Genomic DNA, 26668 nt, shown 5'->3' with positions numbered 1-26668 from the left:
AGCCGCTCTTTGCATCTGCTTCAGTTTTCCGGTTGCGATACGAACAGATCCATTCCCAGCCGCTGCGATAGGAATTTCGCCGCGAGCTGCCCCTTCACGCTGTTGCCGGCCGCATCGAGCGGCGGCGCGAAGGTGCCGAAACCGCCCTTCCCCGGAGAGACCGCGACGATGCCGCCGCCGATCCCGCTCTTGCCGGGCAGGCCGATGTCGTACAGCCAGTCGCCCGATGTTTCGTACAGGCCGGCGGTAATCATCACGGTCAGCGCGTAGTGGCAGACCGCGGCATCGACCACGCGCTGCCGGGTAACGGGATTGACGCCGCCGTCCGCCAACGTCGCGCCCATCACAGCCAGATCCCGCGCGCTCACATTCAGCGAGCACTGTCTGGTATAGAGATCGGTCGCCTGCTTGGCGTCGCAATAGATGCGGTCGTAGCTCTGCAGCAGCCGGGCGATACTGCGGTTGCGATAGTTCGTTTGCGAAGCCGACGCGTAGACTTCTTCGTTGAGCGCGAGCTTGCGCCCGGCAAACCGCGACAACCCGTCGTGAATGAATTGCCATTTGCCATCCACCGTCAGTCCGGGGACGAGGCTGGTGGTCGCGATCGCGCCCGCGTTGACCATCGGGTTGGTGCGGCCACCGCCCTGCTCGATAGCTGCCAGGGAATTAAATGGTAGTCCGGTTGCATTCGCTCCGAGCCGTTCGCGCGCTTCTTCCGGGCCGATCGTCTCGCAGACGAGCGCGAACACGAACGGCTTCGACACGCTCATGATCGAGAATTCATATTCGGTGTCGCCGGCCTCGTAGACGCGCCCGCTAGTCCCCACGACACAAACCCCGAACAGTTCTCGCGGAACCCGCGCGAGCGCCGGATAGACTTGTGAGTTCTGTCCATCTCCGTTCGACTTGAAACGCCGGTGGGCGTCCGATACCAGCTTCTGCACCAGTTCGGGTTCTGGCAGGTGTCCTGTCGAGATGTACGGGCGTTCGATTGGTTCCGAAATCGAGGGTGAGTCCATCAGACTCCTCCATCCGACTCGACATGCTGCGCCCAGATGATCGAGCCGTTCGGCAACACGAGTTACACGCTGATAAGCGATCTGCTCTGACCGCCTCAGCTTCTTCTGACTTGCACGCACCGTAACGCTCGAAAGTGCATCGAGTCAATCACACAACCTTAAAGTACGTTTGCGTCGGGTGTGTTTCGCTACAAAATTTTGTGACAAATCGCGAGAACGCCAATGGCGCGGCATCGACAAACCTCCGCGAATTAGCGACCAATTTGACCGAGAGTCGTCACGGTTTGATGAGCGCGATCAGCGAACCGTGATCCGCTCGCTCGCAGGTTGTGATACGGTCACACCATGCCGTACGCTGCCGGGCGAAGCTGCCTGCCGTTGGCAAAGCACGACTATGCGGGATCGTCCTCGTCGGCCGATTTCCCGATAGAAGCGTTTTTCGCTCCACTGCTGCAGAGAGGTGTCGATCCCTCGAACGCCGCGTATGGCTCGGACCATCCATCACATCAAGTTGGAGGATACGGAGATGTCAGATCTGATCGCAATCATCTATCCATCCGAAGCAAAAGCAGAAGAAGTACGGCAGCGCCTGTTCAAGCTGCAGAAGGAATATCTGATTACGATTAGCGATGCCGTGATTGCGACGAAGACGGAAGCCGGCCCCGTCAAACTGAACCAGCTCGTCAACACGACGGCTATTGGCGCTGTTTCCGGCAGCTTCTGGGGACTGTTGATCGGCGTGCTCTTTCTCAATCCCATACTGGGCGTCGCCCTGGGTGCGGCGTCCGGCGCGCTCGGCGGTGCGCTATCCGACTACGGGATTGATGACGCCTTCATGAAGGAACTCTCGACAAGCCTGCAGCCCGGCAACGCTGCGCTGTTCGTGCTCGTCAAGAACATGACCGCTGACAAGGTGCTGCGCGAGATCCAGGATGCTGGCGGTACCGTGCTCAAGACGTCGCTGGATGACAGCAAGGAGCAGAAGCTCCGCGAAGCGCTCGCAAAGGCGAGTGCCGAGCAGTCAACACAGACGAACGCCGCCTAGCTCTGACGGACGAGGCCCGTAGGCCCGGCCGGCGGCGGTGACGATAGCTTGGCCGGACTCGAAGGACGCGCTCGGAAAGGACGGCTTCCATGCGCCGCGCAGCCGAAGCAAGCGCTGAGACGACCACGGCAACCACGCCGGCCGTCCTCGATGCCATCGAGCGGATCGGAAACAGCGTCCCCCACCCGGTTCTGATCTTCCTGATCCTGATCGCCACTGCCGTGATCGCGTCGCACCTGCTCTATTTGTTCGACTCTTCGATTTCCTACCAGGTCATCAATCCGGCGACCCACGGCATGGAAACCGTGACCGCCCGCGCCAACAGCCTGCTGACGGCCCAGGGCATCCGGCACATCTACACGCGGCTGGTGCCGAACTTCATGGGCTTCAGCGCGGTTGGACTGCTGATCATCGCGATGATCGGCGTCGGCGTCGCCGAGGAGTCGGGGCTGGTCAACGCTTGCATCCGCAAACTCGTTGTAGTCTCACCGCCCTGGACGCTTTCCTACATTCTCGCCTTCGTCGGCATCCTGTCGAGCGTTGCCTCGGATGCGGGTTATCTCGTGCTGATCCCGCTGGCCGGCACGGCGCTAATGAGCGTCGGCCGGCATCCGCTGGCGGGACTTGCGCTCGGCTTCGCCGGCGTGGCCAGCGCCTTCAGCGTGAACATGCTGATCAAGCCGCTCGATGCCGTTCTCACCGAACTGACCAACGACGCCATCCACATCGTCAACCCGTCGCTGTCGATCGAGGTGACGGCCAATTTGTGGTTCTCGATCGTATCGGTCGTCGTCTTGACGATCGTGATTGCGCTCACCACCGAGCGCATCATCGAGCCGCGCCTGGGCGCCTATCGCGAGGACCAGGCAAGCGCAACATTGCCGCCGCACGAGGGCGGGAGGCTCTCCGCTCAGGAAACACGTGGACTGCGTTATGCCGGCGCGGGGCTGCTGGCAGTTATACTGCTGTTCTGCCTGCTGACGCTGCCGCCATGGGCCCCTCTCCGCGATCCCGCGACCGGCGCGCTGGTCGGCAATTCACCCTTTATGAACGGGCTGATCGGCCTCGTCATGACGGTGTTCCTGGTGACCGGCATCGCCTATGGCATCGGCGCAGGAACGATCAGGCAGGCAACCAACGTCATCGATGCCATGACCAAGGCGGTCTCCGGAATGGGCGGCACGATCCTGCTGTTCGTCGTCATCAGCCAGTTCGTGGACTACTTCACCTACAGCAACATTCCGACGCTGCTTGCGGTCAAGATGGCCGATATCCTGAAGGATGCGAGCATCGGACCGCTGTGGCTGTTGCTGGGACTTATTGTCGTGGTTGCCGTCCTCGATCTGGTCTTCACGCCGGCTATCGCCACATGGGCGATCTTTGCACCGGTGTTCGTCCCGCTATTCGTGCAGTTGGCCGTCGATCCGGCGGCAGTGCTGGCTGCATACCGGGTCGGAGACGGGCCGATGAACTCGATCACCCCGCTCAATCCCTACTTCGCGCTCGTCGTCGGGTTTGCCCAGAAGTACGACCGACACGCGGGCGTTGGCACCGTTATCGCTCTGATGCTGCCTTACGTGTTCTGGATGTCAGCGCTTTGGATAGTTCTTTTTGTCGCGTGGTACCTGTTGGGCCTCCCCTGGGGCGTTTAGCCGGAGACGGCGCGAGCGGCAGGATGCGGGATTGAGTAATGACGAAGCCGATCTCCGAGCGACACGTCCTCAAGGCCGCAGAGAACATGCTGGTCGATCCGCGCGATGGCGATGTCGAGGACGATGCCGCCAGTCCGGGACAGCGGTCGCTGCTCACAATTGCCGGAAGCCTGCTGGTCGAAATCAGCTTGCCGAAGCTCTTGTTCGCCTGGACGGTCTTGCTGTTGTTGCCGTCGGTGCTACTCGGTCTGGCGCCGTTGCTCGTCTCGGCCTGGTTTTCCAGCTTGTCGGAACAGCTTGCAGCTCTGACTGAGGTCGGCACGGCGCTGTTGCTGGCCGCAATCGTCGCGGTGGGATGGATCGGATGGCGCCCGCTGCTTCGGATCGCCGAGATCAATTTCTGGTCGCTCAATGCGCTCGCGGTCCAGCCCGGCTATGCGTTTGCGCGCGAAGCCTTGCGTCATCTGACGGAACTGATCGTAGGGAAAAACGTCACCCCTGCCGGCCGGGCTCGCTTGCGCAGCGCTAATTCGGTTGGCGCCGGTATCATGTTATCCGCATGTGCGGCGGTGATCGCGATACTCGCCTGGCCTGCGTCGCGTTGGGCTGGTAACTGGAGCGATCTGCTCTTGCTGCATCGGCTCGCCGTGCCCACGCTTGCGAATGCCGTCGTACTGATGGCGGGCTATCTGGCGGTCGCATCGCTGGTTTGGGGTTTTGCCGATGCCAGCATGCCTCAACCGGTCGATCTTGCCGTGTTCGATGCCGCGCCATCCGAACGTCGGAGCTGGCGCGTCGCGCATCTGTCAGATCTGCACGTGGTCGGCGAACAGTACGGGTTTCGCATCGAAAGCGGACGGGCAGGTCCGCGCGGCAATGGCCGGCTCGACCGAATCCTCGCGCGCCTCGCTGCCATCCACGCCAGCAATCCGCTCGACCACGTGCTGGTCACAGGGGACATGACCGACGCCGGTCGCGCCAGCGAATGGGCATTGGTCCTAGAAGCGCTGTCGCGCTACCCGGAGCTTGCCGCGCGCACGATCCTGTTGCCAGGCAACCACGACGTCAACATCGTCGACCGCGCCAATCCGGCCCGGCTCGACCTGCCGTTCAGTACGGGAAAGCGGCTGCGGCAAATCCGGACTCTGTCGGCGATGGTGTCCGTGCAAGGCGAACGGGTGCACGTCGTCGATGCCAAGGGAAGACCGGCCGCTACGCTGCGACAGGCGCTGGCGCCGTACTGCGATGCGATGGTGGCCGTCGCGGAGTGTGGAGGTTTGCGCCGTGCCGCCGCGCTGCGCAGCCTCTTCGACGACCAGTTTCCGATGATCCTGCCGCCGGAACCGGAAGATGGTCTCGGAATAGCTATTTTGAACTCAAATGCAAAGACCCACTTTTCCTTCACCAACGCGCTCGGACTGGTATCCGTCGAACAGGCGCATCGCCTCGAGACAGCCATCGGATATTTTCCGCGGGCGCGTTGGATCGTCGCATTGCACCACCACCTGCTGGAATATCCCATGCCGGTGAAAGCATTTTCCGAGCGCATCGGAACGGCGCTGATCAACGGCACTTGGTTCGTCCGCCGATTGGAGGAGCTGGGAGATCGCGCCGTCGTGATGCATGGCCACCGTCACATCGACTGGATCGGCGCATGCGGCGGGTTAAAGATCATCTCCGCTCCGTCGCCGGTGATGGGCGGAAGCGACGCTGCCGCGACATACTTCTATATTCATTCGCTGATAGCCGGCCCCGATGGGCGGCTAGACCTGTTGCCGCCGGAGCGCGTAGTGATTGAGGGAGAGACAGCCGGCTAGAGCTTGCCGGGTTTCTCCGGGTCCGGTCCGCCGAGCAGATCAGCAATCCATCGGCTCGATGGATGCTGGGCACAGAAGGTCAGTATGGCGAGCGTGATGGGCACGCCGATGAAAGTCCCGAATAGGCCCCACAGGAACGTCCAGAAGAAGATCGCAAACAGCACCACCACGGGCGAGATCGACAATAGACTGCCGGCCACCCGCGGCTCGATGTAGCTGCCGACCGCGAACTGAATGATGTTCAGGCAGATGAAAACGCCGAGCACCGCCGGCCAGCTCTCGAACTGCGTCATCGCCAATAAGGTCGGAAACAGCGTCGCCACGAACGGGCCGATGAACGGGATATAGTTCAGCACGAAAGCGATCACGCCCCATTCGAACGCGAATGGCAGCCCGGTAATCCAGGCGAAGCTGCCGACCAAAAGGCCGGTGACAGCGCTCATTTGCGTCCGCACCAAGAGGTAATGTCGGAATTTCGCCGCGGTCGCCGCGCTGCCGTCGAGCAGCACGCGTGCTGCGGTACGGTTATCCAGCCGCTCGATGTTTCGTCTGATGTTCTCGACTTCGAGAAGCCCGAGCATGACGTAAACCAGCGCAATCACCCAGAAGCTGAGCGTCGTGTTCACCCGCCCGGTGACATATTGCGTGGCGCGCAACAGCCAGCTTACGTTGAAATGTTCAGCCCACAAGCCGGCAACCGAGACGCCGTGGCCGTCCAGCCAATCTACCGTCGCCGCATAAAGGGCTTGGTAGCGCGCCAGGTCGGCGACAAGTGACTGCCCTACCCGACCAAATCCCCAGGCCGCCAGCGAGGCGAAGCCGAGGCAGATTGCCACGGTGGCGATGATAGTGATCGCCAGCGCGGCAAGCTTCGGCATCCAGGACTGCAACTGCTTCTGGATCGGCCACACAATCGCGATAGTGAACAATGCCGCCGCAAGCGGCGCGAACACCTTGCTCGCCTGAGCCAGCGCCGCCGTCACCAGCACCGCCGCGATAATTCCTGTGGTGGTCTTTAGCCCGAAGCTCATTTTGGGTTCCTTCGACCGTTCAGCAACCCGAGATTGTCAGCCGTATCGCGCGGCGGCAAGCGTGGAAGCGCCGTGCGCTGCAACCGTGATCGCGGTCACGTACGACAACCCGCACCCGGCTTAGCGTCCCAGCAGCAAATCTCGCAACGAGGTCCGCCTGAGGAGGCAGCCATGTCCCGTTTTAAGCTATCGCTATTGGGTGCCAGCCTGCTGGCAAGCCTGTTGAGTTTCGCCGTTACTGGTGCGGCGTTGGCGGAAGCCCCGAATGTCGACATCCGCAACGGCATGCAAGCGCCGCCGGCGGACCAGCGCGTCGCACTGGTGATTGGCAATTCGAATTACCAGATCGCGCCAAAGCTCGCCAATCCCGGCAACGACGCGCAATCCATGGCGCAGCTTTTGAACTCTGCCGGTTTCGAGGTCACCCAGGCCACCGACCTGACGCGCAGCGACATGGTCAAAGTCGTGCGGGACTTCTCCGCCAGGGTCGCCGAGCGCGGCCCCGGCACCGTCGCGATGATCTACTATGCCGGTCACGGCGTGCAGGTGGCGGGTGAGAACTATCTGCTTCCGGTCGATGCGAAGATCGCTTCGCCCTCCGATCTTGATGGCAATTCGGTCCGGCTGGTCGACATGATGGGCACGCTGGAATCGATCCCGAGCCGGATGCGCATCGTGGTGCTCGATGCCTGCCGCAACAATCCGTTCCCCGAGATCAACGACGCCGGGCGAGGCCTTGCCATCGTCGATGCGCCGAACGGCTCGATCGTCGGTTACTCGACCGCGCCGGGTATGGAGGCGCAGGACGGCGACGGCAACCACAGCCCGTATACTTCAGCTTTCCTGAATGTCGCACGCGAGCCGAATCTTCCGATCGAGCAGTTGTTCAAGCGCGTCCGGCTCGAAGTGAACAACACCACCTCCGGTAGGCAGACGCCGTGGGAAAGTTCGTCGCTGACCTCCGACTTTTACTTCTTCGGCGATACCGCGGTCGCCGCAGGCCGCGCGCCGGATCGCCGCCCGATCATGCAGACCACCGCGAATCTGCCGTCGCGTTCGGTACGCCAGGCCTACGATTACGTGCTGTCGGAAGGCTCGCCCGAGTACTATGAAGAATTCATCCGACTCTACCCGCACGATCCGCTGTGCGACCATATCCGTCTGCTGCTCGGCAATTTGCGGGTGGCGACGGCGTGGCACAAAGCGGTAATCGCCAACTCGCCATTCGCCTACAAGACGTTCCATGACAATTATTCCAACAGCCCATACGCCAAGTCCGCGTTGAAGCTGCAGGTCGCGCCGAAGGCCGTGCCGCTGATGCAGTTCACGCATCTGGCGAAGCAGTCGCCGACGTTCAAGCCGGGCAACATTGGCAACTCGCCCATCCCTGGGATTTCCAAGGGCAACCTCAATGGCAATCTCGGCGCCCATGGTCACAGGCCGGTGCCGTCGAAGATCGTCACGTTTCCCGCCAAGGGTATGTCGCAAATCAACGCGGCCAATGGCGGCAACAACAACGGCAACACCGGCAAGGTCACGACCCTGCCTGGCAAGATCAACTCCCTCCCCGTCAATGCCGGCAACAGCGGCAACCCCGGCAAGGTCACGAGACTGCCCGGCAGGATCAACAGCCATCCGATCCGGATCGTCAACAGGCCCGTGAACACCTCCAGGCCGGTTTTCAACACCGCGCCGCGCCGTTTCGGCGGCGGCATGGGCGGCGGGAATTTCAGCCAGCGCTTCGCCGCGAGTCCGGCCCGCAGTTCGTTCGGGAGGATGGGCGGCTTCAGGCGCTAACTCAAACAGCCTCGTGCAGCCAAAATCCGGGCAGAGCGCCTGCGCTGCCCGGTTCTGTTTGATCTCCTACTTGATGTCGACCAGCCCGATCTGGTTCGTCAGGCTGTCCGCGATAACCGGATTGCCGTTGGGTGCGACATCCATATTGCGCACGATATCGCCACCGCCGGGAATCGCCCAGCTCTGGAATTGTTCGGTCGCCGGATCGAACCGCACGATCGTGTTTGGCTTGGCCGCGGACTCGCTGTACCACACCGCCTTGTTCGTGAAGACGATGCCGTAAGGTTCCGACTTCGCGCCGCTCGGCGAAGGCCACTCCTTCACGTCGCCCGTCGCAAGGTCAAGCCGCCCGAGATAGCCGCGCGAAAAATCGGCATACCAGACCATGCCGTCGGGATCGATCGCAAGCCGCCGCGGCCGGGCGGCCGGGTTCGGCAGCGCATATTCCTTGATCGCCATCGTCTGGGGATCGATGGTTGCAATCTTGTTGGTGCCGAACTCGACGACAACAGGCATCCCTTGGCCGTTTATTTTGAGGCCATAGGGCCGCGACTTCGGCGTCGGCGAGGTCACGAGCTTGATTTCGCCGGTTGCAGGATCGAGCCGCCCGATCATATTCGCCTGCTGGACGGTGAACCACAGCATTCCACTCTGGTCGAAATTGAGCGTGTGAGGATCCTTTGCGCTGGGATCCGGCAGCGGGTATTCGGAGACGAGGCCGGTCGACGGATCGAGCCTGCCGATCAACGCGGCGCTGTTGCCGGTGAACCAGATATTGCCGGTCTTGTCCTCGGCCAGCCCGTGCGGCCCTGTGAACGCCGACTTGAGCGTGTATTCCCGGATGGCGCCGGTCTTCGGGTCGAGCCGGCCGAGCTTGTTGGCGAGCTGTCCGGTCCACCAGATCGAACCGTCCCGCGCCGCAAGCGGATCGTGCGGGCGCGAGCCGAGGGTTGGAACATCCCACATCCTGATCTCGGCCTTCACCGGGCCGTCGATGATGGCGGCCGGTGGCCGCGGCCGTTCGGGAAAATTCTTGATGAGATAATCGGTCATGGCACCCCACTCTTCAGCGGGAACCGGCGCGTTCACGTTCTGCATCATGCGCACGACCGAGAGCCAGCCCTCCGCCGTATAGCCGACGCGGATGCGGTTGATGTCGTGGCAACTATCGCAGACCGCAGCGAACCTTGCCTTGCTCGGCCCTTCGGGCCATTCCTTCGCGGTGTACTGGGCGTGAGCAGTGGGCGTACCGAACACGACCACGAGAGACAAAACAGTCAGCGCGGCCCGCATTGCCATTCTCCCGGCAGACCTGGTTCGATCCAGATCTTTTCAAAGACCTTCGTTGCGCGCAACCTCGCTGTCGTTGTCGCATCCGTCAAGGTTCTGCCGTTCAATCGTTATTGAACGGCGGGAGCGCGCAGGAGTCCGTTCGCGGCGATGCTGAAATTGTGCCGACGTCTGCGTTCTGGTCAGGCCACGAGGCTGGCGAACAGGTCCGCGTCGATGTTACCGCCGGAAAGCACGATGACGACGTTCTTTCCCCTGGCATCGATGCGGCCGGCCAGCAAGGCGGCGAGGCCGACGGCGCCGCCGGGCTCGACCACCAGCTTCAATTCCCGATAGGCATAGGCCACCGCCGCGCCAACTTCCTCGTCGGATGCGGTCACGCCATTCGCGAGCAGCTTGCTGTTGATCGAGAAGGTGAGTTCGCCCGGCATCGCCGCCATCAGCGCGTCGCAGATGGTGCGGCCCGCGGCGTGATGCGCCTCGCGGTGCCCAGCGCGGAGCGAGAGGCCGTGATCGTCGTAGTCCTTGGGCTCGGCGACAATCACCTGCGCTTGCGGAAATTTTGCCTTCACCGCCGTCGCGACGCCGGCGATCAGCCCGCCGCCGGAGGCTGGCGCGACCACGATATCGGGCACGAGCCCGAGCGCCGTCATGTCCTCGGCGATTTCCCGGCCCGCAGTGCCCTGCCCTGCGATCACCAAGGGATCGTCATAGGGCCGCACCAGCGTCGCGCCGCGCTTGTCGGCGATGCCGTTGGCGATCGCTTCGCGGTCTTCCTTGTCGCGGTCGTAGAGCACCACTTCCGCCCCATAGCCCTTGGTGCGCTCGCGCTTGGTGACCGGAGAGTCCGCCGGCATTACGATGGTCGCCTGCATGTTGAGGATCTGCGCCGCCGCCGCCACGCCCTGGGCGTGGTTGCCGGAAGAGAATGCGACCACCCCGCCACCGCGCCTGTCCTGCGGGATCGAGGCCAGCTTGTTGAAGGCGCCGCGGAACTTGAACGATCCGGTCCGCTGCAGCATTTCGGGCTTCAGAAAGACCTTGGTCCCGACGCGCTCGTTGAGAACGGGGAACGACAGCAGTGGCGTCCGCACCGCGAACGGGGCTACAACCCGCGCCGCCGCATCGATATCTGCGGCACCGACCGGTGCCGTTGAGGCTTTTTCCGTCATGCACACTTGTATCGCGCAAGACGACCGGCGGGCAATACAGTTTCAGGTGATGTCAGGCGGCGAAATGCGGGTCTTCCGCCACAAATTCGGCCACCTCGCCTGCCGGCTCGACCGCGCGGCTATACAGGGCTTGTTCGACAAAAACCCGTGCTGAGGCCCGCCAAGTGTGGCCAGCGACGAATTCGACGCAGGCTTGCCGCGATATCTGCAGTGCTTCCAGGCAGGCGGTGCGCAAATCCTCGTTGAGGACGCCGACGGGCGCCGAGCCGATGACGTCGCGGGGACCGGTGACCGGGAAAGCTGCGACCGGCAGCCCGGTGGCCAGCGCTTCCAGCAGCACCAGGCCAAACGTGTCGGTCTTGCTGGGAAAGACGAAAATATCGGCTGCCGCGTAGATTTCGGCCAATTCCTCGCCGTGGCGCGCGCCGAGAAACACCGCGTCCGGATATTTCCGCTCCAGCGCCATTCGCGCTGGACCATCGCCGACGACGAGCTTGGTGCCGGGCAGATCGAGGTCGAGGAAGGCTTCGAGATTCTTCTCTACCGCGACACGGCCGACGCTGAGATAGACCGGCATCGGTAAACAGAGATCGACGCTGCGCGGATGAAATAGCGAGGTATCGACGCCGCGTGAGCACAGCACCACATTGCGAAAACCGCGCATACGCAACTCGGCCGCCAGCGCCGGCGTCGCCGCCATCACTGCCCGGCTCGGCCGGTGGAAGGCACGCAGCGCCCGCCAAACCCAGGATTCCGGAATCGGCGAGCGCGCCGAGACATATTCCGGAAACCGGGTGTGAAAGCTCGTGGTGAACGGCAGGCCGCGCTTGCGGCAATAGCGCCTCACCAAAAGCCCGATCGGGCCTTCGGTCGCGATATGAATGCTGTCGGACTTTGCCTGCTCGATCAGTTGCGCGATCTTGCCGGGGAGCGGCAGAGCCAGCCGCAGGTCGGGGTAGCTCGGCATCGCAAACGTGCGAAACGATTGCGGCGTCAGGAAACTCACCTCGACGCCAAGCCCCCTGGCCGCCTCAGCCATCGCAGTCAGCGTGCGCACCACCCCGTTGACCTGGGGATGCCACGCATCGGTCGCGACCAGGATATGCGTCATGCAGCGCGCGCCGCGACACGGGGAATGGGCGCCGTCCTTCGCAGCGGATCGGTCCAGGTGATGATCTCGAACCGGCCGTCCTCGTGCTCGGCGAGCGCGGTGCAGCTTTCCACCCAGTCGCCGCAATTCATGTAGCGGATGCCGTGCTCATCTCGGATGGTGGCATAGTGGATGTGGCCGCAGATGACGCCGTCGGCGCCGTGCCGTCGCGCCTCGCCAGCCAAGGTCTTTTCGAACGCACCGATGTAGTTCACGGCGTTCTTGACCTTCAGCTTCGCCCATTGCGAAAGCGACCAATAGGGCACGCCGAACATGCGCCGGAAGAAGTTGACGAGCCGGTTCATCTGAATGGCGAAGTCGTAGGCCTTGTCACCGAGATGCGCGAGCCAGCGCGCGTTCTGCACGACGAGATCGAAGATGTCACCGTGGATGACGAGATAGCGCTTGCCATCGACGCCGGCATGGATGGTGTTTTCCACCACGTCGATGCCGCCGAAATGCGTGCCGTAATAGTTGCGCAGGAACTCGTCGTGATTGCCCGGCACGTAGATGACCTTGGCGCCCTTGCGCGCCTTGCGCAGCATCTTCTGCACGAAGTCATTGTGCGATTGCGGCCAGTACCAGCTCGACTTCAACGCCCAACCATCGACGATATCGCCGACGAGATAGATGGTGTCGGCGTCGTGACTCTTGAGGAAGTCCAGCAAACGGTCGGCTTGCGAGCCGCGGGCTCCCAGATGGACGTCGGAGATAAACAAGGTACGAAAGCGCCGTTCGGGGCTCTCTTCACTCAAGGAGTCACTGCCCATACCTGTGCACCTAACAGATTTCTGTGACAGGGCGATGACTGTTCACGCGACCGATAGCCCCACGAGAATCAATGCCGCGCCCTTCTCTCGCGGATAGCAGCGCGATGCGACAGGCAAGCGACACGGGAGCATGTATGCGTAGCCCGGATGGAGCGAAGCGCAATCCGGGGCCCGTCTTACATGCGGATTGACCGTACCCGGATTGCGCTTCGCTCCATCCGGGCTACGCGACGACAGCTAATAAAATCTGTGAAAATGATGCACGGGACCATGGCCATGCCCGACGCTGAACCGGTCTGCCGCCGCAATCGCAGTGCTGACCCACGCCTTCGCGTTACGCACGGCGGTTTCCATGGCCTCACCTTTCGCGAGCTCCGCCGCAATCGCCGACGATAACGAGCAGCCGGTGCCGTGCGTATTCTTCGTTGCCACACGCGGCGCGGCCAGCACGATCGTGCCGTTCGCGCCAACCAGATAGTCGGTGCTCTCGGCGCCCTCCCCGTGGCCGCCCTTGATCAATACCGCCTTGCATCCCATCGCCAGCAATCGCCTGCCCTGGCTTTCGACGGCGGTCTCACCCGCAGCCACCGGTTCGTTGAGCAGCGCGGCGGCTTCCGGCAAATTGGGCGTAATGACCGAAGCAAGCGGAATCAGTTTTGTCCTAAGCGCCTCGACCGCTTCCGCAGCCAGCAGCCGGTCGCCGGAGGTTGCCACCATCACGGGATCGACCACGACATGCTTCGGCGACCAGCGCTTGAGGCCGGCAACGATGGCGTCGATAACTGATGCCTGCGCCACCATGCCGATCTTGACCGCTCCGACGTCGAGATCGGAAAACACCGCATCGATTTGCGCGGTCACGAATTCCGCTGGCATCTGATGGATACCGCTGACGCCCAGGGTATTCTGTGCGGTCAGCGCCGTGATCACGGAGGCGCCGTAGACGCCGAGTGCGGCAAAGGTCTTCAGGTCGGCCTGGATGCCGGCCCCGCCAGAGGAATCGGAGCCCGCGATGGTCAGCGCGATCGGCGTCATCGCAAGACTCGCGCAAATCGTAGGTTGAAGGCCATGGATTGTCCTACCGCGCCATGGCATGGGCAGCAAGCTGGCTTGCCATTATCGACGGTTTTTGGCCTATTGGGACCAACCAATTCGGAGACGACAGCGATGGTTCCTTTTTTCGTCCAGTTCAAATGCAAGCTCGGCCAATCCTATGCCGTCGCCAATGCGCTCGCGGAGGCCGAGATCGCCTCCGAGATCTACTCCACCGCCGGCGATTACGATCTGCTGGTCAAGTTCTACGTCGACAAGGACACCGACATCGGCCATTTCGTCAACGAGAAGGTGCAGGTGATTCCGGGCATCCAGGACACCCATACCATCATCACCTTCAAGGCGTTCGGCACGGGTTAGGCATCGACCCGCCTCCCCGCCTTTCGAAATCCTACGCCCACGCATGGCCGCGCCGGGGCGACGTCGCATTGTTCAAGAGAAGCATCGATGCGCTGGTGCGCGATTTCCGAGGGAGCCGGCGAATGCGTGTGTTGAACGGGGTTGTCACGATCTTGGGATTGCGCGGCTCGCTTAGCGCGAGCGACACTGAGTCGAAGCGGCGCATTTAATCCAAATCCGTCATCTCAGGAATAAGCGCACTCGCGCTTATAAAGTGCGCGCGAAGTGAGCTCGAAGGAATGAATCGGCCACAGTCGGGCTTTCATCCTTCGAGACGCGCTTCGCGCTCCCACGGTGAACGCAATTGCGTTCATCCCGGAGATGACGGGGATTGGAGCGTGCCTCCTCAACCTACATCGCGCTTTACGCGGCGTCCTGGCGCGGACGATAGGTCTGGCCCTGCCCGCCTCCCCACGCCAATTGAGCGACCCAAATGGTTAACGGCGTTAACCATGGCATGCTTTTGCCATAAGAGGATCATCCTACCGCCTTGATATTTTTCATTACCTAGGGCGTCGTCAATCGGAAGCTCCGCGGCGGGGCACGTTCCGAGGGGGAAACAGTCGCGAGTACCACCATGGGGACGCTGTACGATTTGCTCGGAGCGCTTCCGAGCGATGACGCGGAGGAATTGCGGAAGGCGTTCCGCAAGGCCGCGAAGTCGACCCATCCCGATGTCAATCCCGACAATCCCGATGCTGCGCTGAGATTCAGGGAATTGGTGCGCGCCTATGATATCCTGACTGATGCCGAGCAGCGCGCGACCTACGATGAACTACTGGCCATTGCGCTGCAGCCACCTGCCACGAATGCGATCCGCACCTACGAGACCGTACGAAAGGTCGCCTCCAACACGATGGCGGCAACGGTCATTTCCGCGGTGCTGGTCGGCGGCTACACCGTGTTCGGGTTGTTTTCAAAGCCGCCCGGCGCCGCCGAAATGCTGGCCGACAGAACTGCCAGCGGCGCGCAAGAAGTTGCGGCCGCGCAGCCCGATGCTCCGGCGCAGGACGAAGTACGCATCCAGCGTGATGGAGAGGCTTCAACCGGCGGAGCGGTCGCACTGGCCTCCGCAGCGAAGGAATTGGCCACCGCCGCCCTCGGCCGCTTCGAGCCTGTACCGGCGTTCGCCACGTACAATCTGGGTGTTCAATATTATCCGCGCTTCGCCGCCGCCTATTTCGATCGCGGCTTGGTGCTGTACCGCATGGCCGATTCCGATCGCCCGTTGGCCGACATCGCGGCCACCAAGCGTGCTACGGATTTGCGACGGAGCAAAAGCGCCACGTCGCCGCCCGTGCCGCGCAAGCCGTTGACGATCGTGCCCACCCTGCCGGAAAGGCGCGAGCCGATTACCGCGGCTCTGACGCCCTAACGGCGCGCGACGTTATTTTCCGTCACGACTTTTCTGCGTCCTTCTTCTTCGGCCGCGGCGGTCCCTCGACCGGCGGCAGCGACTTCAGATATTCCGCGATGGCGGCACGATCCTCCGGCGATAATTGCGACGTGTTCCTGATGACGCGCGCCATCGGGCCGCCGGCGGTGTCGCCGTCCGGCGTCTGCCCGGTTTCGAGAAAGTAGGCGATGTCCTTCGCGCTCCACTCGGCCAATGTCTTCTGGGTGATGTTGGGTACCCAGCCCTCACCTTCCGGATTGGGCCCGCCTGCGAAGCGTTGCGCCTCGACGATGCCGCCGAGGAAGTTGCGCGGGCTGTGGCACTCGGCGCAATGGCCGAGACCGTTGACGAGGTAGGCGCCGCGATTCCATGACGCCGAACGCGAAGGGTCCGCCGTGAAAGGCCTGTCGTCCATGAACAGCCATTTCCAGATGCCGACATTGCGGCGGATATTGAACGGAAATGGCACGTCGTGGTCGCGCGGCTTGCCGGCCACCGGCGCAAGCGACTTCAGATAGGCAAAGAGGTCGCGAACGTCGTCGACGGTCGCGTTCTGGTAGGACACGTATGGAAATGCCGGAAAATAATGCACGCCTTCCGGCGAAGTACCCTTGAGCACCGCGGTCACGAAATCCGCTTCGCTCCATCGGCCGATACCGTAGGTAGGATCAGGCGAGATATTGGGAACGTAAAACGTCCCGAACGGCGATCGCATTGCGAGCCCGCCGCCCAGTTTCAGCCGATCGGGCTGGTTGGGAACGGCGTGGCAGGAGGAACAGCCTCCGGCATTGAACGTTGTGAGGCCATTGGCAAGGTTCGGCGTGCGGGAAGAAAGCGAAACCGGGGCAACGACCGCCGGGATCGTCAGCCACCAGACGATGCTGGCGCCCGCGGCGCCTACCAAAATTAGCCCTAGGAGAGTTCGTCGCAGCATTCACCGATCCATTGTCACGGTTTGCAAAATCAGTGGCCAGTATGGCCGCACTTTACGTCATAAGCTGCCATCAAATTTTCGGGCGTTTGGCCGCGTTCAGGGAATAAATCCGGGAAAATGTTGTTTTGAGACTGTCGACGTCAACAGGGAGAAACGCCATGTCGAAGACGATGATTGCCACGCTCGCGCTCGGTGTAGCGGTGTTATTTGCCGGCTCAGCCTTCGCGGACAAGATGAAGGCGACGCTCGACGGCAAGGCCGAAGTGCCGCCGAACACCAGTGCCGGCAAGGGCACCGCCGAGCTCGACTACGATCCCGCCAGCAAGAAGCTGAGCTGGAAATTGAACTACTCCGGCCTGTCCGGCCCTGCCACTGCCGCGCATTTCCATGGTCCCGCCGAAGCCGGCAAGAACGCCGGTGTCGCAGTCGCCATTCCCAATGCGACATCGAGCCCGGTCGAGGGCAGCGCCACGCTCACCGATGCGCAGGCCGCCGATCTTATGGCCGGCAAGTACTACATCAACATCCACACCGCAGCCAATCCGGGCGGCGAAATCCGCGGTCAGGTGACCAAGTAAGCCTCACCGCCTGAACGACGAAGGGGCGGACGTTTCAAACGTCCGTCCCCCTTTTGTTTAGCTGCTTAATGAATCACTTGAGCTTGATGCGATAGGTCTCGTGGCAGTCGGTGCACTTCGCCTGGATGGCGTCGAACGCGACCTTCAGGCTGGCGGCGTCCTTGGCCGTTCCCTTGGCATCCGCGATCGCCTTGCTAACAGGCGGCACCTTCGCGTCGAAATCCGCCTTGTTCTGCCAGATCTTCTGCGACGATCCAAAGCTGGCATTTACCACGTCTTCCTTCGGATTCACGTTAAAGGCGGTGGGAATCTTGCTCACGTCGGCCTCGAGCGCCGTGAGGGCGGCGTTGACCGCGGCCTGATCGTACGGCGTTTCGCCCTTCACCATCTTGAGGATGACGCCGTACATGGCCTTGCCCTGCGACTTCATCTGGTTCTGCTGCCGGACGGCTACATCCTGCTGTGCAAGCACGACGCCGGTCGCGAGCAACAAGGTCCCCACGGCAATCACGATCCGCTTCATCGGCCAATTCTCCGTCTCGCAAGAGTTTCCAAAACGACGCCGCGACCGTAGGTGCGGTCGCGGCCATCTCTCGTTCGAATCCCGCGCATGGGGCTTTATTCCCCCATGCGCGGCAAAATTTCAGAGATTGTGATGACGCTGCGCCTCGCGGATTGCGATCCAGACCCGCTCGGCGGTGGCCGGCATGTCGATGTGATCGATCTTGTACTCGCGCCACAGCCCCTCGATGATCGCGTTGACCACCGCGGGGCAGGAGCCGATCGCGCCCGCCTCGCCCGCACCCTTGACGCCAAGCGGATTGGTCGTGCACGGCACGTTGTGTGTTTCGAAGTGGAATGACGGGCCGTCGGAAGCCCGCGGCACCGCGTAATCCATGAAGGTGCCGGTGACGAGCTGGCCGTCGGTTGCGCTATAGACCGCCTGCTCCATCAAGGCCTGACCGATGCCCTGCATCGCCCCGCCATGCACCTGGCCGGCCAGCAGCAGCGGATTAAGCGTGACGCCGAAATCGTCGACGATGACGTAATTGACGATTCTGATGATGCCGGTGGCGGGATCGATCTCGACCTCGGCGAGATGCGTGCCGTTCGGGTAGGTGCCGTCGGCCTGCGCAAACGTCGCACTCGCATTCAGTTTCGAGGGATCGATGTCCGGACGCTTCGCGAGGTCGGCGAAGCTGATCGAGCGGTCGGTGCCGGCGATGCGCACGACGCCATTGCTGATCTCGAGGTCGCCGGCGCTGGTCTCCAGCGCTTCCGCCGCGATCTCCTTTAGCTTGTTGCCGAGTTCGCGGGTGGCGCGCTCGACGCTGACCCCGCCGGTCGGGATCGATGCCGAGCCGCCGGTACCGAGCCCGGTGGCGATCTTGTCGGTGTCGCCCTGCAGGATATGGACGCGCTCGGGCGGCACGCCGAACTGCTCGGCAACGAGCTGCGCATAGGCAGTCTGGTGGCCCTGCCCGCTCGACTGGGTGCCGATCAGGATGTTGATGTCGCCGTTGGGATCGAGCGCGACATTGGCGGTCTCTTCGCCCATCGTGCCGCATACCTCGACATAGCAGGACATGCCGATGCCGCGCACGAGACCTTGCTTCTTCGCCGCCTTGGCGCGCTTGGGAAATTCCTTCCAATTCGCGACTTCCATCGCGCGCTTCATATGCGCGGTGAAGTCGCCGGAATCGTAGACCTTGCCGGTTGCAGTCTTGTAAGGCATCGCCTTCGGCGGAATGAAATTCTTGCGCCGGATCGCATCCGGCGTCATCCCAAGCTTGCGCGCCGCCGCATCGACCAGACGTTCGACCACATACGCCGCTTCGGGGCGCCCGGCGCCGCGATAGGCGTCGACCGGCACGGTGTTGGTGAACACGGTGCGCACGCGGCAATGGAAGGCCTGGATGTCGTAGAGACCGGGCAGCATGCCGGCGCCGCCATGGGGGATGTAGGGCCCGAAGGTCGAGAGATAGGCGCCCATGTCGCCCATCAGATCGACATCCATGCCCAGGAACCTGCCGTCTTCGGCCAGCGCCATCTTCGCAGTCGTAACGTTGTCGCGGCCCTGCGCGTCGCCCATGAAGTGATCGGAGCGATCGGCGGTCCATTTGATAGTCTTGCGCAGTTTGCGCGCCGCCACAGAAATCAGCGCGTATTCGCGATAGGGAAACAGTTTTGTGCCGAAGCCGCCGCCGACGTCGGGGCAGATCACCCGCATCTTTTCCATCGGAATCTTCAGCACCATGCCGCACAGGATTTCGCGCAGGCGGTGGCTGCCCTGGCTGCCGATGGTCAGCGTCAGGTGATCGCGCTTGGCGTCGTATTCGGCGACCGCAGCGCGCGTCTCCATGAAGTTGGTGATGACACGCGGGTTGACGATCGATATCTCGGCAACCGCATGCGCCTTGGCAAAGGCCGCCTCAGCCGCCTTTTTGTCGCCGATCGACACGTCGAACAGCACGTTGCCGGGCTTGTCGGGCCAGACCTGGGGCGCGCCCGGCTTCACCGCATTGACGACGCCGATGACCGATGAAAGCGGCGTCCATTTGACGTCGATCGCCTCGATCGCGTCGCGCGCCTGGTCAATGGTATCGGCGACCACGAAAGCCACGGCGTCGCCGACATGGCGAACCTCGTCCTTGCAGAGGATCGGGTATGGCGGGCCGGTGAACGGATCGGTTTCCAGGTTGAACAGGCACGGCAGATCACCGAGATCGGCGACTTCGGCCGCGGTCAGAATCAACGACACGCCCGGCATCCCGCGGGCCTTGGTGACGTTAAGGGTGAATTTCGCATGCGCATGCGGCGAGCGCAGCATCAGCGCATGCAACGCCGGCTGCGGCGAATGGTCGTCGGTATAGCGGCCTTTGCCGCGAATGAGCGCGTCGTCTTCCTTGCGAAGAACGCTTTGACCGACGCCGAACTTGATGGGAGCTGCCATCGTATCTCCAATTCCCGGTTTTCGAGCGGCGCCATATTGCAGCGGTTGCCGGCCCAGCGCAAACCGCTTTCGCCCGAATAGCCACAACACCGGCGCAAGCGCATCGCCGCGCACCACGACCCTTTTCGCGCCTGCACAACAAAAAAGCCCCGGACGATGCCGGGGCTTTCGATTTGGGGAGAAGGCTAAGCCGAGATCAATACTGCGCGACCACCGGGCCGCCGAATTTGTAGTTGAGGCCTACACGCACGATGTTGTCGGTGATGCGAGAGCTGTAGTTGCTGGTGAGGACGCCGCCGCCCAAGGCAGGAATCGTGGTCACGAACGAGCCCGTCGTCCTGCCGAGATCGACCCAGAGGTATTCCAGCTTGGCAGTCCAGTTGCCGCCGATGACGCCCTCGACACCTGCGCCGACTGTATATCCGACCCTGATATCCGAATTTGAGAAAGTGACCGGCACCAACCCGATCGTCTCAGTGGTTTTCACTTCTCCGTATGCCAGACCACCGGTGGCGTAGAACAGCACCCGCGGAGTTGCGAGCACGCCCACCCGTCCACGGACTGTGCCGAACCATTCAAGCTTCTGATCGAGGCTGACCGGAACGGCCGGTCCCGGGAAAACGGCGATGACGCCGAAGGGCGGCGTGCAGACACCGGTCGGGCAGAGGAAGTCCCGGCCGCCCTTCTGGCCGGAGCCTTGGATGTCCGCCTCAAGGCCCCAGACCCAATTCTGAACCTGCCAGTTATAGCCGATCTGACCACCGCCGATCACGCCATCCATGTTGGCTCGATCGGCGCTGGTGAAGAGCACCGTTCCGGCGCCATTGGTCAGCGTCGAGGTGTCACTGGAGCGTCCCCAGCTGTACCCGACGTTGCCGCCGATATAGAAGCCCGTCCAATTATAGATCGGCTCCACCATCGCAGGTGCCTTCGTGTAGGGACGCGCCGCAAGATCGGCCGCCGATGCGGCGGAAGTCGCAGCCATGGCTGCGAGAGCGGAAGCCGCAATTGCTTTGAAAATCGAAGCGCGCATGAAAGCCTCTCGAAATGAACTGGTTGAATCTGGGTAATGTTCTAGCGCGGTGTGGAACCCCAATCATGCCCTGATCGGCCGTGGATGGCGCTTTTCTGGCACTTGTTGCAAAAATGCCCGAATACGGCCACATATGCCAAATTTGGTTTTGCTCTGTATTCACAGTCGCTTACGAGCAGATTGCCGGTCGCGAACCAGCGTGAACAACCATCCCCTGCCGAACAGCAGGAGGATCGCGACCCCGTACACGAATGCACCGGTCACGATCAGCAACAGCAACCCGGTCTCTTCGCGGAAGACGTGCATTTGCGCGAAATAGACATTCGCGAATCGCGCGGTGGCCCACAGCGCGGCGCCGAGCACGACACCGGCCGCGGCAAATTTGGCCAGCGACGAGATCCAGGCGCGGTCGAGTTCGAGATAGCCCGCCCGCACCGCGAAGGCGAGCACCAGCAAAAGATTGACCCAGGCCCCGATGGCGGTGGCGAGCGCCAGGCCGATTTGCGCCAGCGCGCCCATCAACGCGAGCTTCAGCGCCACGTTGACGGCAACGCCGGTCAGCGCCGCCTTCACGGGCGTCGCGGTGTCGTGGCGGGCATAGAAGGTCGCCACCGCACTGCGGATGGTCACGAACGGGATGAGTCCGATTGCGTAGGCTGCCAATGTGGCGCCGGCGGCCACCGCATCCGCCTTTGAGAACGCGCCACGCGCAAACATCGCGCGCATGATCACATCAGGCACGGTCAGGAAGGCGGCGACGAACGGCACCGAGAACAGCAGCGAGAATTCGAACGCCCGCCGCTGCGCGGCTGATGCACCGGCAATATCGTTCGCCGTGAGCCGCCGCGACATTTCCGGCAGCAGCACGGTGCCGATCGCAATCCCGATCACGCCGATCGGCAACTGGTTGAGACGGTCGGCGTAATACAGCGCCGAAAGCGCGCCCGCCGGCAGAAAGGTCGCGATGATCGTATCCGCGAACAACGCGATCTGTGTTCCCATCGAGCCGATGGTCGCAGGCCCCAGCGCCCGAAAGAACGCACGCACGTCTTCGTCGAACTTGAGCGAAGCGAATTTCGGCAGGATTCCGGTCCTTGCCGCATCACCAGCCAGCAGCACGAATTCAAGGATGCCGGCGAGCAGAACGCCCCATGCGGCGGCGTAGCCTGCGCCCGGAAAGAACGCGGCCAGTGCCAGCGTCGCCATCATCGACAGGTTCAGAAAGATCGGCGCGGCGGCAGCGCTGGCGAACCGATGCATCACGTTGAGCATGCCGCCGTACAGCGTCACCAGCGTGATCAGCAGCAAATACGGAAACGTGATCCGCGTCAGCGAAATCGCCAGTTCGCCGCGCGCCGGATCGTCCTTGAACCCCGGCGCCAGGATGGCGATCACTTCCGGCATGAACACCCAGGCCACGACAAGCAGCACGACTTGGGCGGCAAACAGCAGCGTGAAGATGCGATCGGCGAACAGCTTTGCCGACGCTTCGCTCTTGCCGTGCAGATGCGCATAGGCCGGCACGAAGGCGGCATTGAAGGCGCCTTCGGCGAAGATCGCACGAAAATGATTGGGCAGGCGCAGCGCCACGAAAAACGCGTCCGCGACGGGACCTGCGCCGAGAATCGCGGCAAGCATGATATCGCGCGCGAATCCGGTCAACCGCGAAAGTAGCGTGTAACCGCCGACGGTGAAGATGCGTCTGAGCATGCGCCGCTTCTAGCGCATATCGCGAGACGGGGAAATCAGGCAGCTGACCGTTCAGGCATGATTCGGTCAGAAAACCGGAATGCCATTTTTCGGAATTATGCCTGAAGCGCGCCGCGTACCGCCTCGATGACGCGATCCTGCGTCGGCTCGTCAAGATAGGCGTGAATCGGCAGGCTGATGACGTCGTCCGATAGCATTTTGCTCACTGGAAGCCCGCCCTCTGCAACCGGAAAATTTCGGTAAGCCGTCTGCTGATGCATCGATTTCGTATAATAGACCATCGTCGGAACGCCCTGCGCCTTCAGCGCTGCCGCAAAACCGTCGCGGTCGGTCCCCTTCGGCAGTCGGATGGTATACTGCGCCCAGACCGATGCGCATCCGGAAGCCAACCGCGGCACCGTTACGAAATTGCCGAGACCCCGCGCATAGCGCCCCGCGACGCGGTTGCGCGCCGCGATCTCGTCGTCAAATATCTTTAGCTTCTCGATCAGCACCGCCGCCTGCATGGTGTCGAGACGTCCGGTCAAGCCAAGGCGTACGTTGTCGTATTTGTCGGCGCCTTGCCCGTGAACGCGAATGCTGCGCAACGTCTCGGCAAGCTTGTCATCATCGGTAAAGATGGCGCCGCCATCGCCGAAGCAGCCGAGCGGCTTGGTCGGGAAGAAACTGGTCGCGGTGGCAAGTCCCAAAGAGCCGATACGGCGGCCCTTGTAGCTCGCACCGAACCCCTGCGCAGCGTCATCGAGCACGAACAAGCCTTCGGCCGAGGCAACTTCGGCAATCGAATCGTGGTCGGCACTTTGGCCGAACAGGTCGACCGGGATCACGGCGCGGGGCTTCAGGCCGCGCTGCTTGGCCGTCGCGATGCCGCGCTTGAGCGAGGCGGCATCCATATTGAAGGTTGCTTCATCGACGTCGACGAACACCGGCGTCGCGCCGGTCAGCGCGACTGCCTCGCCGGTCGCGCAGAATGTGAATGACGGACACAGGACGGCGTGCCCCGGGCCGACTTCCTTGGCCATCAACACCATCAGAAGCGCATCGGTCCCGCTTGCGCAACTCACGACATGCTTGGCGCCGCAGAAATCGGCCAAGGCCTTCTCCAGCACGGCCACTTCCGGACCATTGATGAAGAGGCAATGGCTCGTCACACGCGAGATCGCTTCATCAATCGATGCGCCGAGCCGGCGGCGCTGCGACGCGAGGTCATAGAAGGGAACTGGTTCTGGACGCATGTGCTGGTTCATGGAGCCTTGCAGAAATCAGAGTGAGAGGTTCAGCCGGCGATGCGGCGCGGCCCCATGCGCACAGCGGAGGCGGCGGGCTTGGCGGGCTGCTCGAGGCAGCGGATCGCGATTTCGAGACTGGCGACGCCTTCGTCGCCGGAAACCGCCGGCACATTGCCGGTGCGGACGGCATCGAGAAATGCGATCAGTTCGGCACGCAGCGGTTCGTCATGGCCGACCGGCAGATGCCGCATCGAGTAGCTGCCGTCGGGCTTGAAGCCGAAGCACTCCGTGACCTGCCGCGTCAGGAGATCGCCCATCACATATTTGCCACGCGTCGCGACCGTGACGCTGCGCGCCTTGAACGGTGTCAGCCAGTTGGTGTTGATATGGGCAAGCACGCCGGAGGCGGTGCGGAATTGCAAGAGCGCGATGTCCTCGCGCTCGGCGACTGCGCTGGAAAGCTGCGGCTGCACCTCGACGATATCGGACTCGGTGAACCAGCGGATCAGGTCGATATCGTGCACGGCGAGATCGATCACGACGCCGACATTTGACATGCGCGGCGGGAACGGACCGACGCGGGTGATGCCGATCGAAAGAATGTCCTCGCCCGAGATCGCCTGCTTGATCGCGGCGACCGCCGGATTGAAGCGCTCGACATGGCCGACCATCAGCGTCACGCCGGCGCTGCGCGCGGCATTGACGATGTCCTGCCCTTCCTCGACGGTTGAAGCCACCGGCTTCTCGACCAGGATGTGGATGTTGCGGGTGATGCAGGCGAGCGCAATCTCGTGATGGAGATGGGTCGGCGCCGCGATCGTCACGGCATCGACGCCCTCGTCAAACAGCTCGTCGAGCTCGGCGAAGGCGCGGCAGCCGGCGAGCGCGGTGGCGCGCGCGCGGTGTTCGGGCAACGGATCGACGATGCCGACCAGCGTCACCCCGGGCAGACCGGCCAGCACGCGGGCATGGTTGCTGCCCATCACGCCCGCGCCGACCACGCCGACGCGCAGGCCGCGTTTTACGTCGGCCTTCGCATCAAATGCGGACCTTTTGGAACTCATGATTCGTCGACCCCCAAGCAGAATTCAGGCAGATTTGCGCCGGTAGTATCCCCGGCGGTTCTCTAGCACGCCATCACAGATGTGGCGAACGCGATCGACGGTTTTCGGACACGTTTTGATTCAAAGAATTACAACTGCCCGCCTGGTAAACTACGGTCGGCTCAACTGCGCTGGTAGTCGTCCTCGATGCGGATGATATCGTCCTCGCCGAAATAGCTGCCGGTCTGGACCTCGATCAGCTCGAGCTGGATCTTGCCGGGATTTTCCAGCCGGTGCACCGCGCCGATCGGGATGTAGATCGATTCGTTCTCGTGCACGGTCTTGACCAGCTCGTTGACCGTCACCTGCCCCGTGCCACGCACCACGATCCAATGCTCGGCGCGGTGGTGGTGCTTCTGCAGCGACAGCCGCCCGCCCGGCTTGACGATGATGCGCTTGACCTGATGCCGATCGCCATTGTCGACCGACTGATAGGACCCCCAGGGCCGATGCACCCTGATGTGGTCTTCCGTCACCTGCGGCGCCACCGTCTTCAATTTCGCGACCAGCCGCTTCAGCCCGTTGGCATCCTTCTGCCTCGAGACCAGCACGGCGTCCTGCGTTGCGACCACCACCAGATCGTCGACGCCTTCGAGCGCGACCAGCGCGCGATCGGTCGATACGTTGCAATTGCGGGAATCCTCGAACACGGCTGCGCCGCGCGCCGCGTTGCCCTCGCTGTCCTTACCAGACAATTCCCACACCGCATGCCAGGAACCGACATCGGACCAGCCGCACGCGACCGGCACGACCGCAGCACGCGAGGTCTTCTCCATCACGGCATAGTCGATCGAGATAGACTTCGCCGATCCGAAAGCGGCCTCGTCGAGCTTGACGAAGCCAAGGTCGGTGCCCGCCTTCGCCACCGCATCGCTGACGGCCGTCACGCTGTCGGCATCGACCTTGCGATACTCATCCGACAGCACGGCAGCACGGAACATGAAGTTGCCGCTGTTCCAAAGATAGCCTGACTTGACATAGTCAGCCGCGGTCGCAGGATCGGGCTTCTCGACGAACTTCGCGACCGCGCGAATCTTGCCGGAAATGACCTCGCCGGGATTGATATAGCCATATTCGGTGGCGGCGCGTTCGGGCTGCACGCCGAACGTCACGATGTGCCCGGCTTCCGCCGCTGCCAACCCCTCGTGGCAGGCGGCGAGGAATGCAGGCGTGTCGCGTACCACGTGGTCGGCGGCGAGCGCCAGCACGATGGCGTCCTTGTCGCGCGTTTGCGCAAAGGCAGCTCCGGCCGCTATCGCCGGCCCGGAATCGCGCCGCATTGGTTCGAGCAGCACGTCGGCTTCCAGCCCGATCTCCGCCAGTTGCTCGATCACCATGAAGCGATACGCGTTGTTGGTGATGATGATGGGCCGTTCGAACAGGTCAATATCGGAAACCCGCAACAGCGTGTCCTGAAATGTCGAGCGCGCCCCGAACAAGGACAGGAACTGCTTGGGGTGAACCTCGCGCGAGGCCGGCCACAGTCGGGTTCCCGCGCCGCCGCACATGATCAGGGGAATAATTCGTCGGTTCATCG

22 protein-coding genes are annotated in these 26668 nt (G+C 62.6%); 7 read left to right on the top strand and 15 right to left on the bottom strand.

Features of this window, described 5'->3' with window-relative positions:
- Positions 1 to 20: 20 nt before the first annotated feature.
- Positions 21 to 1019 (bottom strand): glutaminase A, encoded by a 999-nt coding sequence (glsA, locus tag HCN58_RS16805; protein ID WP_171580515.1) that lies wholly within the window; start codon positions 1017 to 1019, stop codon positions 21 to 23.
- A gap of 526 nt (positions 1020 to 1545) precedes the next feature.
- Here glsA and HCN58_RS16800 point away from each other — a divergent pair.
- The 3 genes from HCN58_RS16800 (at position 1546) to HCN58_RS16790 (ending at position 5533) form a co-directional block, all read left to right on the top strand.
- A complete protein-coding gene (locus tag HCN58_RS16800; RefSeq protein ID WP_171580514.1) occupies positions 1546 to 2064 on the top strand; it encodes a DUF1269 domain-containing protein in 519 nt (172 codons plus the stop codon).
- Positions 2065 to 2153: 89 nt separating this feature from the next.
- Positions 2154 to 3716, top strand: coding sequence for an AbgT family transporter (locus HCN58_RS16795; protein ID WP_171580513.1), 1563 nt, complete (start codon positions 2154 to 2156; stop codon positions 3714 to 3716).
- A gap of 38 nt (positions 3717 to 3754) precedes the next feature.
- Positions 3755 to 5533 carry a metallophosphoesterase family protein gene (locus HCN58_RS16790; protein WP_171580512.1) on the top strand — a complete coding sequence of 593 codons (1779 nt, stop codon included), beginning with the start codon at positions 3755 to 3757 and terminating at the stop codon, positions 5531 to 5533.
- Here HCN58_RS16790 and HCN58_RS16785 read toward each other — a convergent pair.
- Positions 5530 to 6564 (bottom strand): AI-2E family transporter, encoded by a 1035-nt coding sequence (locus tag HCN58_RS16785; RefSeq protein ID WP_171580511.1) that lies wholly within the window; start codon positions 6562 to 6564, stop codon positions 5530 to 5532. The genes HCN58_RS16790 and HCN58_RS16785 overlap by 4 nt on opposite strands.
- Before the next feature lie 171 nt (positions 6565 to 6735).
- Between HCN58_RS16785 and HCN58_RS16780 the strand changes: the two genes are divergently transcribed.
- Complete coding sequence (locus HCN58_RS16780) at positions 6736 to 8361, top strand: caspase family protein (RefSeq protein ID WP_171580510.1); 1626 nt, start codon at positions 6736 to 6738, stop codon at positions 8359 to 8361.
- A 66-nt stretch (positions 8362 to 8427) separates the two neighbouring features.
- Here the strand turns inward: HCN58_RS16780 and HCN58_RS16775 are convergent, their stop codons facing one another.
- The 5 genes from HCN58_RS16775 to thiD form a co-directional block, all read right to left on the bottom strand.
- On the bottom strand, positions 8428 to 9654 hold the full coding sequence (locus tag HCN58_RS16775; RefSeq protein WP_171580509.1) for a Vgb family protein: 1227 nt from the start codon (positions 9652 to 9654) through the stop codon (positions 8428 to 8430).
- 179 nt (positions 9655 to 9833) lie between these two features.
- A complete protein-coding gene (locus tag HCN58_RS16770; protein ID WP_171580508.1) occupies positions 9834 to 10823 on the bottom strand; it encodes a threonine ammonia-lyase in 990 nt (329 codons plus the stop codon).
- A gap of 52 nt (positions 10824 to 10875) precedes the next feature.
- The gene (locus HCN58_RS16765; RefSeq protein ID WP_171580507.1) at positions 10876 to 11934 is read right to left on the bottom strand and encodes a glycosyltransferase family 4 protein; all 1059 of its coding nucleotides are present in this window, start codon (positions 11932 to 11934) and stop codon (positions 10876 to 10878) included.
- Positions 11931 to 12743 (bottom strand): UDP-2,3-diacylglucosamine diphosphatase, encoded by an 813-nt coding sequence (locus HCN58_RS16760; protein WP_171580506.1) that lies wholly within the window; start codon positions 12741 to 12743, stop codon positions 11931 to 11933. The genes HCN58_RS16765 and HCN58_RS16760 overlap by 4 nt, the downstream gene beginning before the upstream one ends.
- Before the next feature lie 237 nt (positions 12744 to 12980).
- The gene (gene thiD, locus HCN58_RS16755) at positions 12981 to 13778 is read right to left on the bottom strand and encodes a bifunctional hydroxymethylpyrimidine kinase/phosphomethylpyrimidine kinase (RefSeq protein ID WP_171580505.1); all 798 of its coding nucleotides are present in this window, start codon (positions 13776 to 13778) and stop codon (positions 12981 to 12983) included.
- Positions 13779 to 13910: 132 nt separating this feature from the next.
- Between thiD and HCN58_RS16750 the strand changes: the two genes are divergently transcribed.
- Together HCN58_RS16750 and HCN58_RS16745 are read left to right on the top strand one after the other, a co-directional pair.
- On the top strand, positions 13911 to 14156 hold the full coding sequence (locus HCN58_RS16750) for an Lrp/AsnC ligand binding domain-containing protein (protein WP_065730617.1): 246 nt from the start codon (positions 13911 to 13913) through the stop codon (positions 14154 to 14156).
- Between the two features lie 616 nt (positions 14157 to 14772).
- Complete coding sequence (locus HCN58_RS16745; RefSeq protein ID WP_171580504.1) at positions 14773 to 15570, top strand: J domain-containing protein; 798 nt, start codon at positions 14773 to 14775, stop codon at positions 15568 to 15570.
- Between the two features lie 22 nt (positions 15571 to 15592).
- Here the strand turns inward: HCN58_RS16745 and HCN58_RS16740 are convergent, their stop codons facing one another.
- Complete coding sequence (locus HCN58_RS16740; protein ID WP_171580503.1) at positions 15593 to 16525, bottom strand: c-type cytochrome; 933 nt, start codon at positions 16523 to 16525, stop codon at positions 15593 to 15595.
- 158 nt (positions 16526 to 16683) lie between these two features.
- Here HCN58_RS16740 and HCN58_RS16735 point away from each other — a divergent pair, with 158 nt between their 5' ends.
- Positions 16684 to 17103, top strand: a complete 420-nt coding sequence (locus HCN58_RS16735; RefSeq protein ID WP_171580502.1) for a CHRD domain-containing protein — start codon at positions 16684 to 16686, stop codon at positions 17101 to 17103.
- Between the two features lie 73 nt (positions 17104 to 17176).
- Here the strand turns inward: HCN58_RS16735 and HCN58_RS16730 are convergent, their stop codons facing one another.
- From HCN58_RS16730 to HCN58_RS16700, 7 genes are all read right to left on the bottom strand, one after another.
- Positions 17177 to 17626, bottom strand: a complete 450-nt coding sequence (locus HCN58_RS16730; RefSeq protein WP_171580501.1) for a c-type cytochrome — start codon at positions 17624 to 17626, stop codon at positions 17177 to 17179.
- 120 nt (positions 17627 to 17746) lie between these two features.
- On the bottom strand, positions 17747 to 20056 hold the full coding sequence (locus HCN58_RS16725; RefSeq protein WP_171580500.1) for a xanthine dehydrogenase family protein molybdopterin-binding subunit: 2310 nt from the start codon (positions 20054 to 20056) through the stop codon (positions 17747 to 17749).
- A gap of 196 nt (positions 20057 to 20252) precedes the next feature.
- Positions 20253 to 21089 (bottom strand): outer membrane protein, encoded by an 837-nt coding sequence (locus tag HCN58_RS16720; protein WP_171580499.1) that lies wholly within the window; start codon positions 21087 to 21089, stop codon positions 20253 to 20255.
- A gap of 159 nt (positions 21090 to 21248) precedes the next feature.
- Complete coding sequence (gene murJ, locus HCN58_RS16715) at positions 21249 to 22799, bottom strand: murein biosynthesis integral membrane protein MurJ (RefSeq protein ID WP_171580498.1); 1551 nt, start codon at positions 22797 to 22799, stop codon at positions 21249 to 21251.
- 95 nt (positions 22800 to 22894) lie between these two features.
- Complete coding sequence (locus tag HCN58_RS16710; RefSeq protein ID WP_171580497.1) at positions 22895 to 24046, bottom strand: DegT/DnrJ/EryC1/StrS family aminotransferase; 1152 nt, start codon at positions 24044 to 24046, stop codon at positions 22895 to 22897.
- 29 nt (positions 24047 to 24075) lie between these two features.
- On the bottom strand, positions 24076 to 25092 hold the full coding sequence (locus tag HCN58_RS16705) for a Gfo/Idh/MocA family protein (protein WP_171580496.1): 1017 nt from the start codon (positions 25090 to 25092) through the stop codon (positions 24076 to 24078).
- 161 nt (positions 25093 to 25253) lie between these two features.
- The gene (locus HCN58_RS16700; RefSeq protein ID WP_171580495.1) at positions 25254 to 26666 is read right to left on the bottom strand and encodes a mannose-1-phosphate guanylyltransferase/mannose-6-phosphate isomerase; all 1413 of its coding nucleotides are present in this window, start codon (positions 26664 to 26666) and stop codon (positions 25254 to 25256) included.
- Positions 26667 to 26668: the final 2 nt, after the last annotated feature.

Origin of the sequence: Bradyrhizobium australiense (assembly GCF_013114825.1) — a bacterium.
GTDB classification, from domain to species: Bacteria; Pseudomonadota; Alphaproteobacteria; order Rhizobiales; family Xanthobacteraceae; genus Bradyrhizobium; species Bradyrhizobium australiense.
Note: the sequence above shows the minus strand (reverse complement) of the source record. Positions and strands in the feature narration are given on the sequence as shown.

Bases quoted from the DNA above. Each gene is read 5' to 3' on its own strand.
- glsA (WP_171580515.1), bottom strand. From the start codon at position 1,019: ATGGACTCACCCTCGATTTCGGAACCAATCGAACGCCCGTACATCTCG.
- HCN58_RS16800 (WP_171580514.1), top strand. From the start codon at position 1,546: ATGTCAGATCTGATCGCAATCATCTATCCATCCGAAGCAAAAGCAGAA.
- HCN58_RS16795 (WP_171580513.1), top strand. From the start codon at position 2,154: ATGCGCCGCGCAGCCGAAGCAAGCGCTGAGACGACCACGGCAACCACG.
- HCN58_RS16790 (WP_171580512.1), top strand. From the start codon at position 3,755: ATGACGAAGCCGATCTCCGAGCGACACGTCCTCAAGGCCGCAGAGAAC.
- HCN58_RS16785 (WP_171580511.1), bottom strand. From the start codon at position 6,564: ATGAGCTTCGGGCTAAAGACCACCACAGGAATTATCGCGGCGGTGCTG.
- HCN58_RS16780 (WP_171580510.1), top strand. From the start codon at position 6,736: ATGTCCCGTTTTAAGCTATCGCTATTGGGTGCCAGCCTGCTGGCAAGC.
- HCN58_RS16775 (WP_171580509.1), bottom strand. From the start codon at position 9,654: ATGCGGGCCGCGCTGACTGTTTTGTCTCTCGTGGTCGTGTTCGGTACG.
- HCN58_RS16770 (WP_171580508.1), bottom strand. From the start codon at position 10,823: ATGACGGAAAAAGCCTCAACGGCACCGGTCGGTGCCGCAGATATCGAT.
- HCN58_RS16765 (WP_171580507.1), bottom strand. From the start codon at position 11,934: ATGACGCATATCCTGGTCGCGACCGATGCGTGGCATCCCCAGGTCAAC.
- HCN58_RS16760 (WP_171580506.1), bottom strand. From the start codon at position 12,743: ATGGGCAGTGACTCCTTGAGTGAAGAGAGCCCCGAACGGCGCTTTCGT.
- thiD (WP_171580505.1), bottom strand. From the start codon at position 13,778: ATGACGCCGATCGCGCTGACCATCGCGGGCTCCGATTCCTCTGGCGGG.
- HCN58_RS16750 (WP_065730617.1), top strand. From the start codon at position 13,911: ATGGTTCCTTTTTTCGTCCAGTTCAAATGCAAGCTCGGCCAATCCTAT.
- HCN58_RS16745 (WP_171580504.1), top strand. From the start codon at position 14,773: ATGGGGACGCTGTACGATTTGCTCGGAGCGCTTCCGAGCGATGACGCG.
- HCN58_RS16740 (WP_171580503.1), bottom strand. From the start codon at position 16,525: ATGCTGCGACGAACTCTCCTAGGGCTAATTTTGGTAGGCGCCGCGGGC.
- HCN58_RS16735 (WP_171580502.1), top strand. From the start codon at position 16,684: ATGTCGAAGACGATGATTGCCACGCTCGCGCTCGGTGTAGCGGTGTTA.
- HCN58_RS16730 (WP_171580501.1), bottom strand. From the start codon at position 17,626: ATGAAGCGGATCGTGATTGCCGTGGGGACCTTGTTGCTCGCGACCGGC.
- HCN58_RS16725 (WP_171580500.1), bottom strand. From the start codon at position 20,056: ATGGCAGCTCCCATCAAGTTCGGCGTCGGTCAAAGCGTTCTTCGCAAG.
- HCN58_RS16720 (WP_171580499.1), bottom strand. From the start codon at position 21,089: ATGCGCGCTTCGATTTTCAAAGCAATTGCGGCTTCCGCTCTCGCAGCC.
- murJ (WP_171580498.1), bottom strand. From the start codon at position 22,799: ATGCTCAGACGCATCTTCACCGTCGGCGGTTACACGCTACTTTCGCGG.
- HCN58_RS16710 (WP_171580497.1), bottom strand. From the start codon at position 24,046: ATGAACCAGCACATGCGTCCAGAACCAGTTCCCTTCTATGACCTCGCG.
- HCN58_RS16705 (WP_171580496.1), bottom strand. From the start codon at position 25,092: ATGAGTTCCAAAAGGTCCGCATTTGATGCGAAGGCCGACGTAAAACGC.
- HCN58_RS16700 (WP_171580495.1), bottom strand. From the start codon at position 26,666: ATGAACCGACGAATTATTCCCCTGATCATGTGCGGCGGCGCGGGAACC.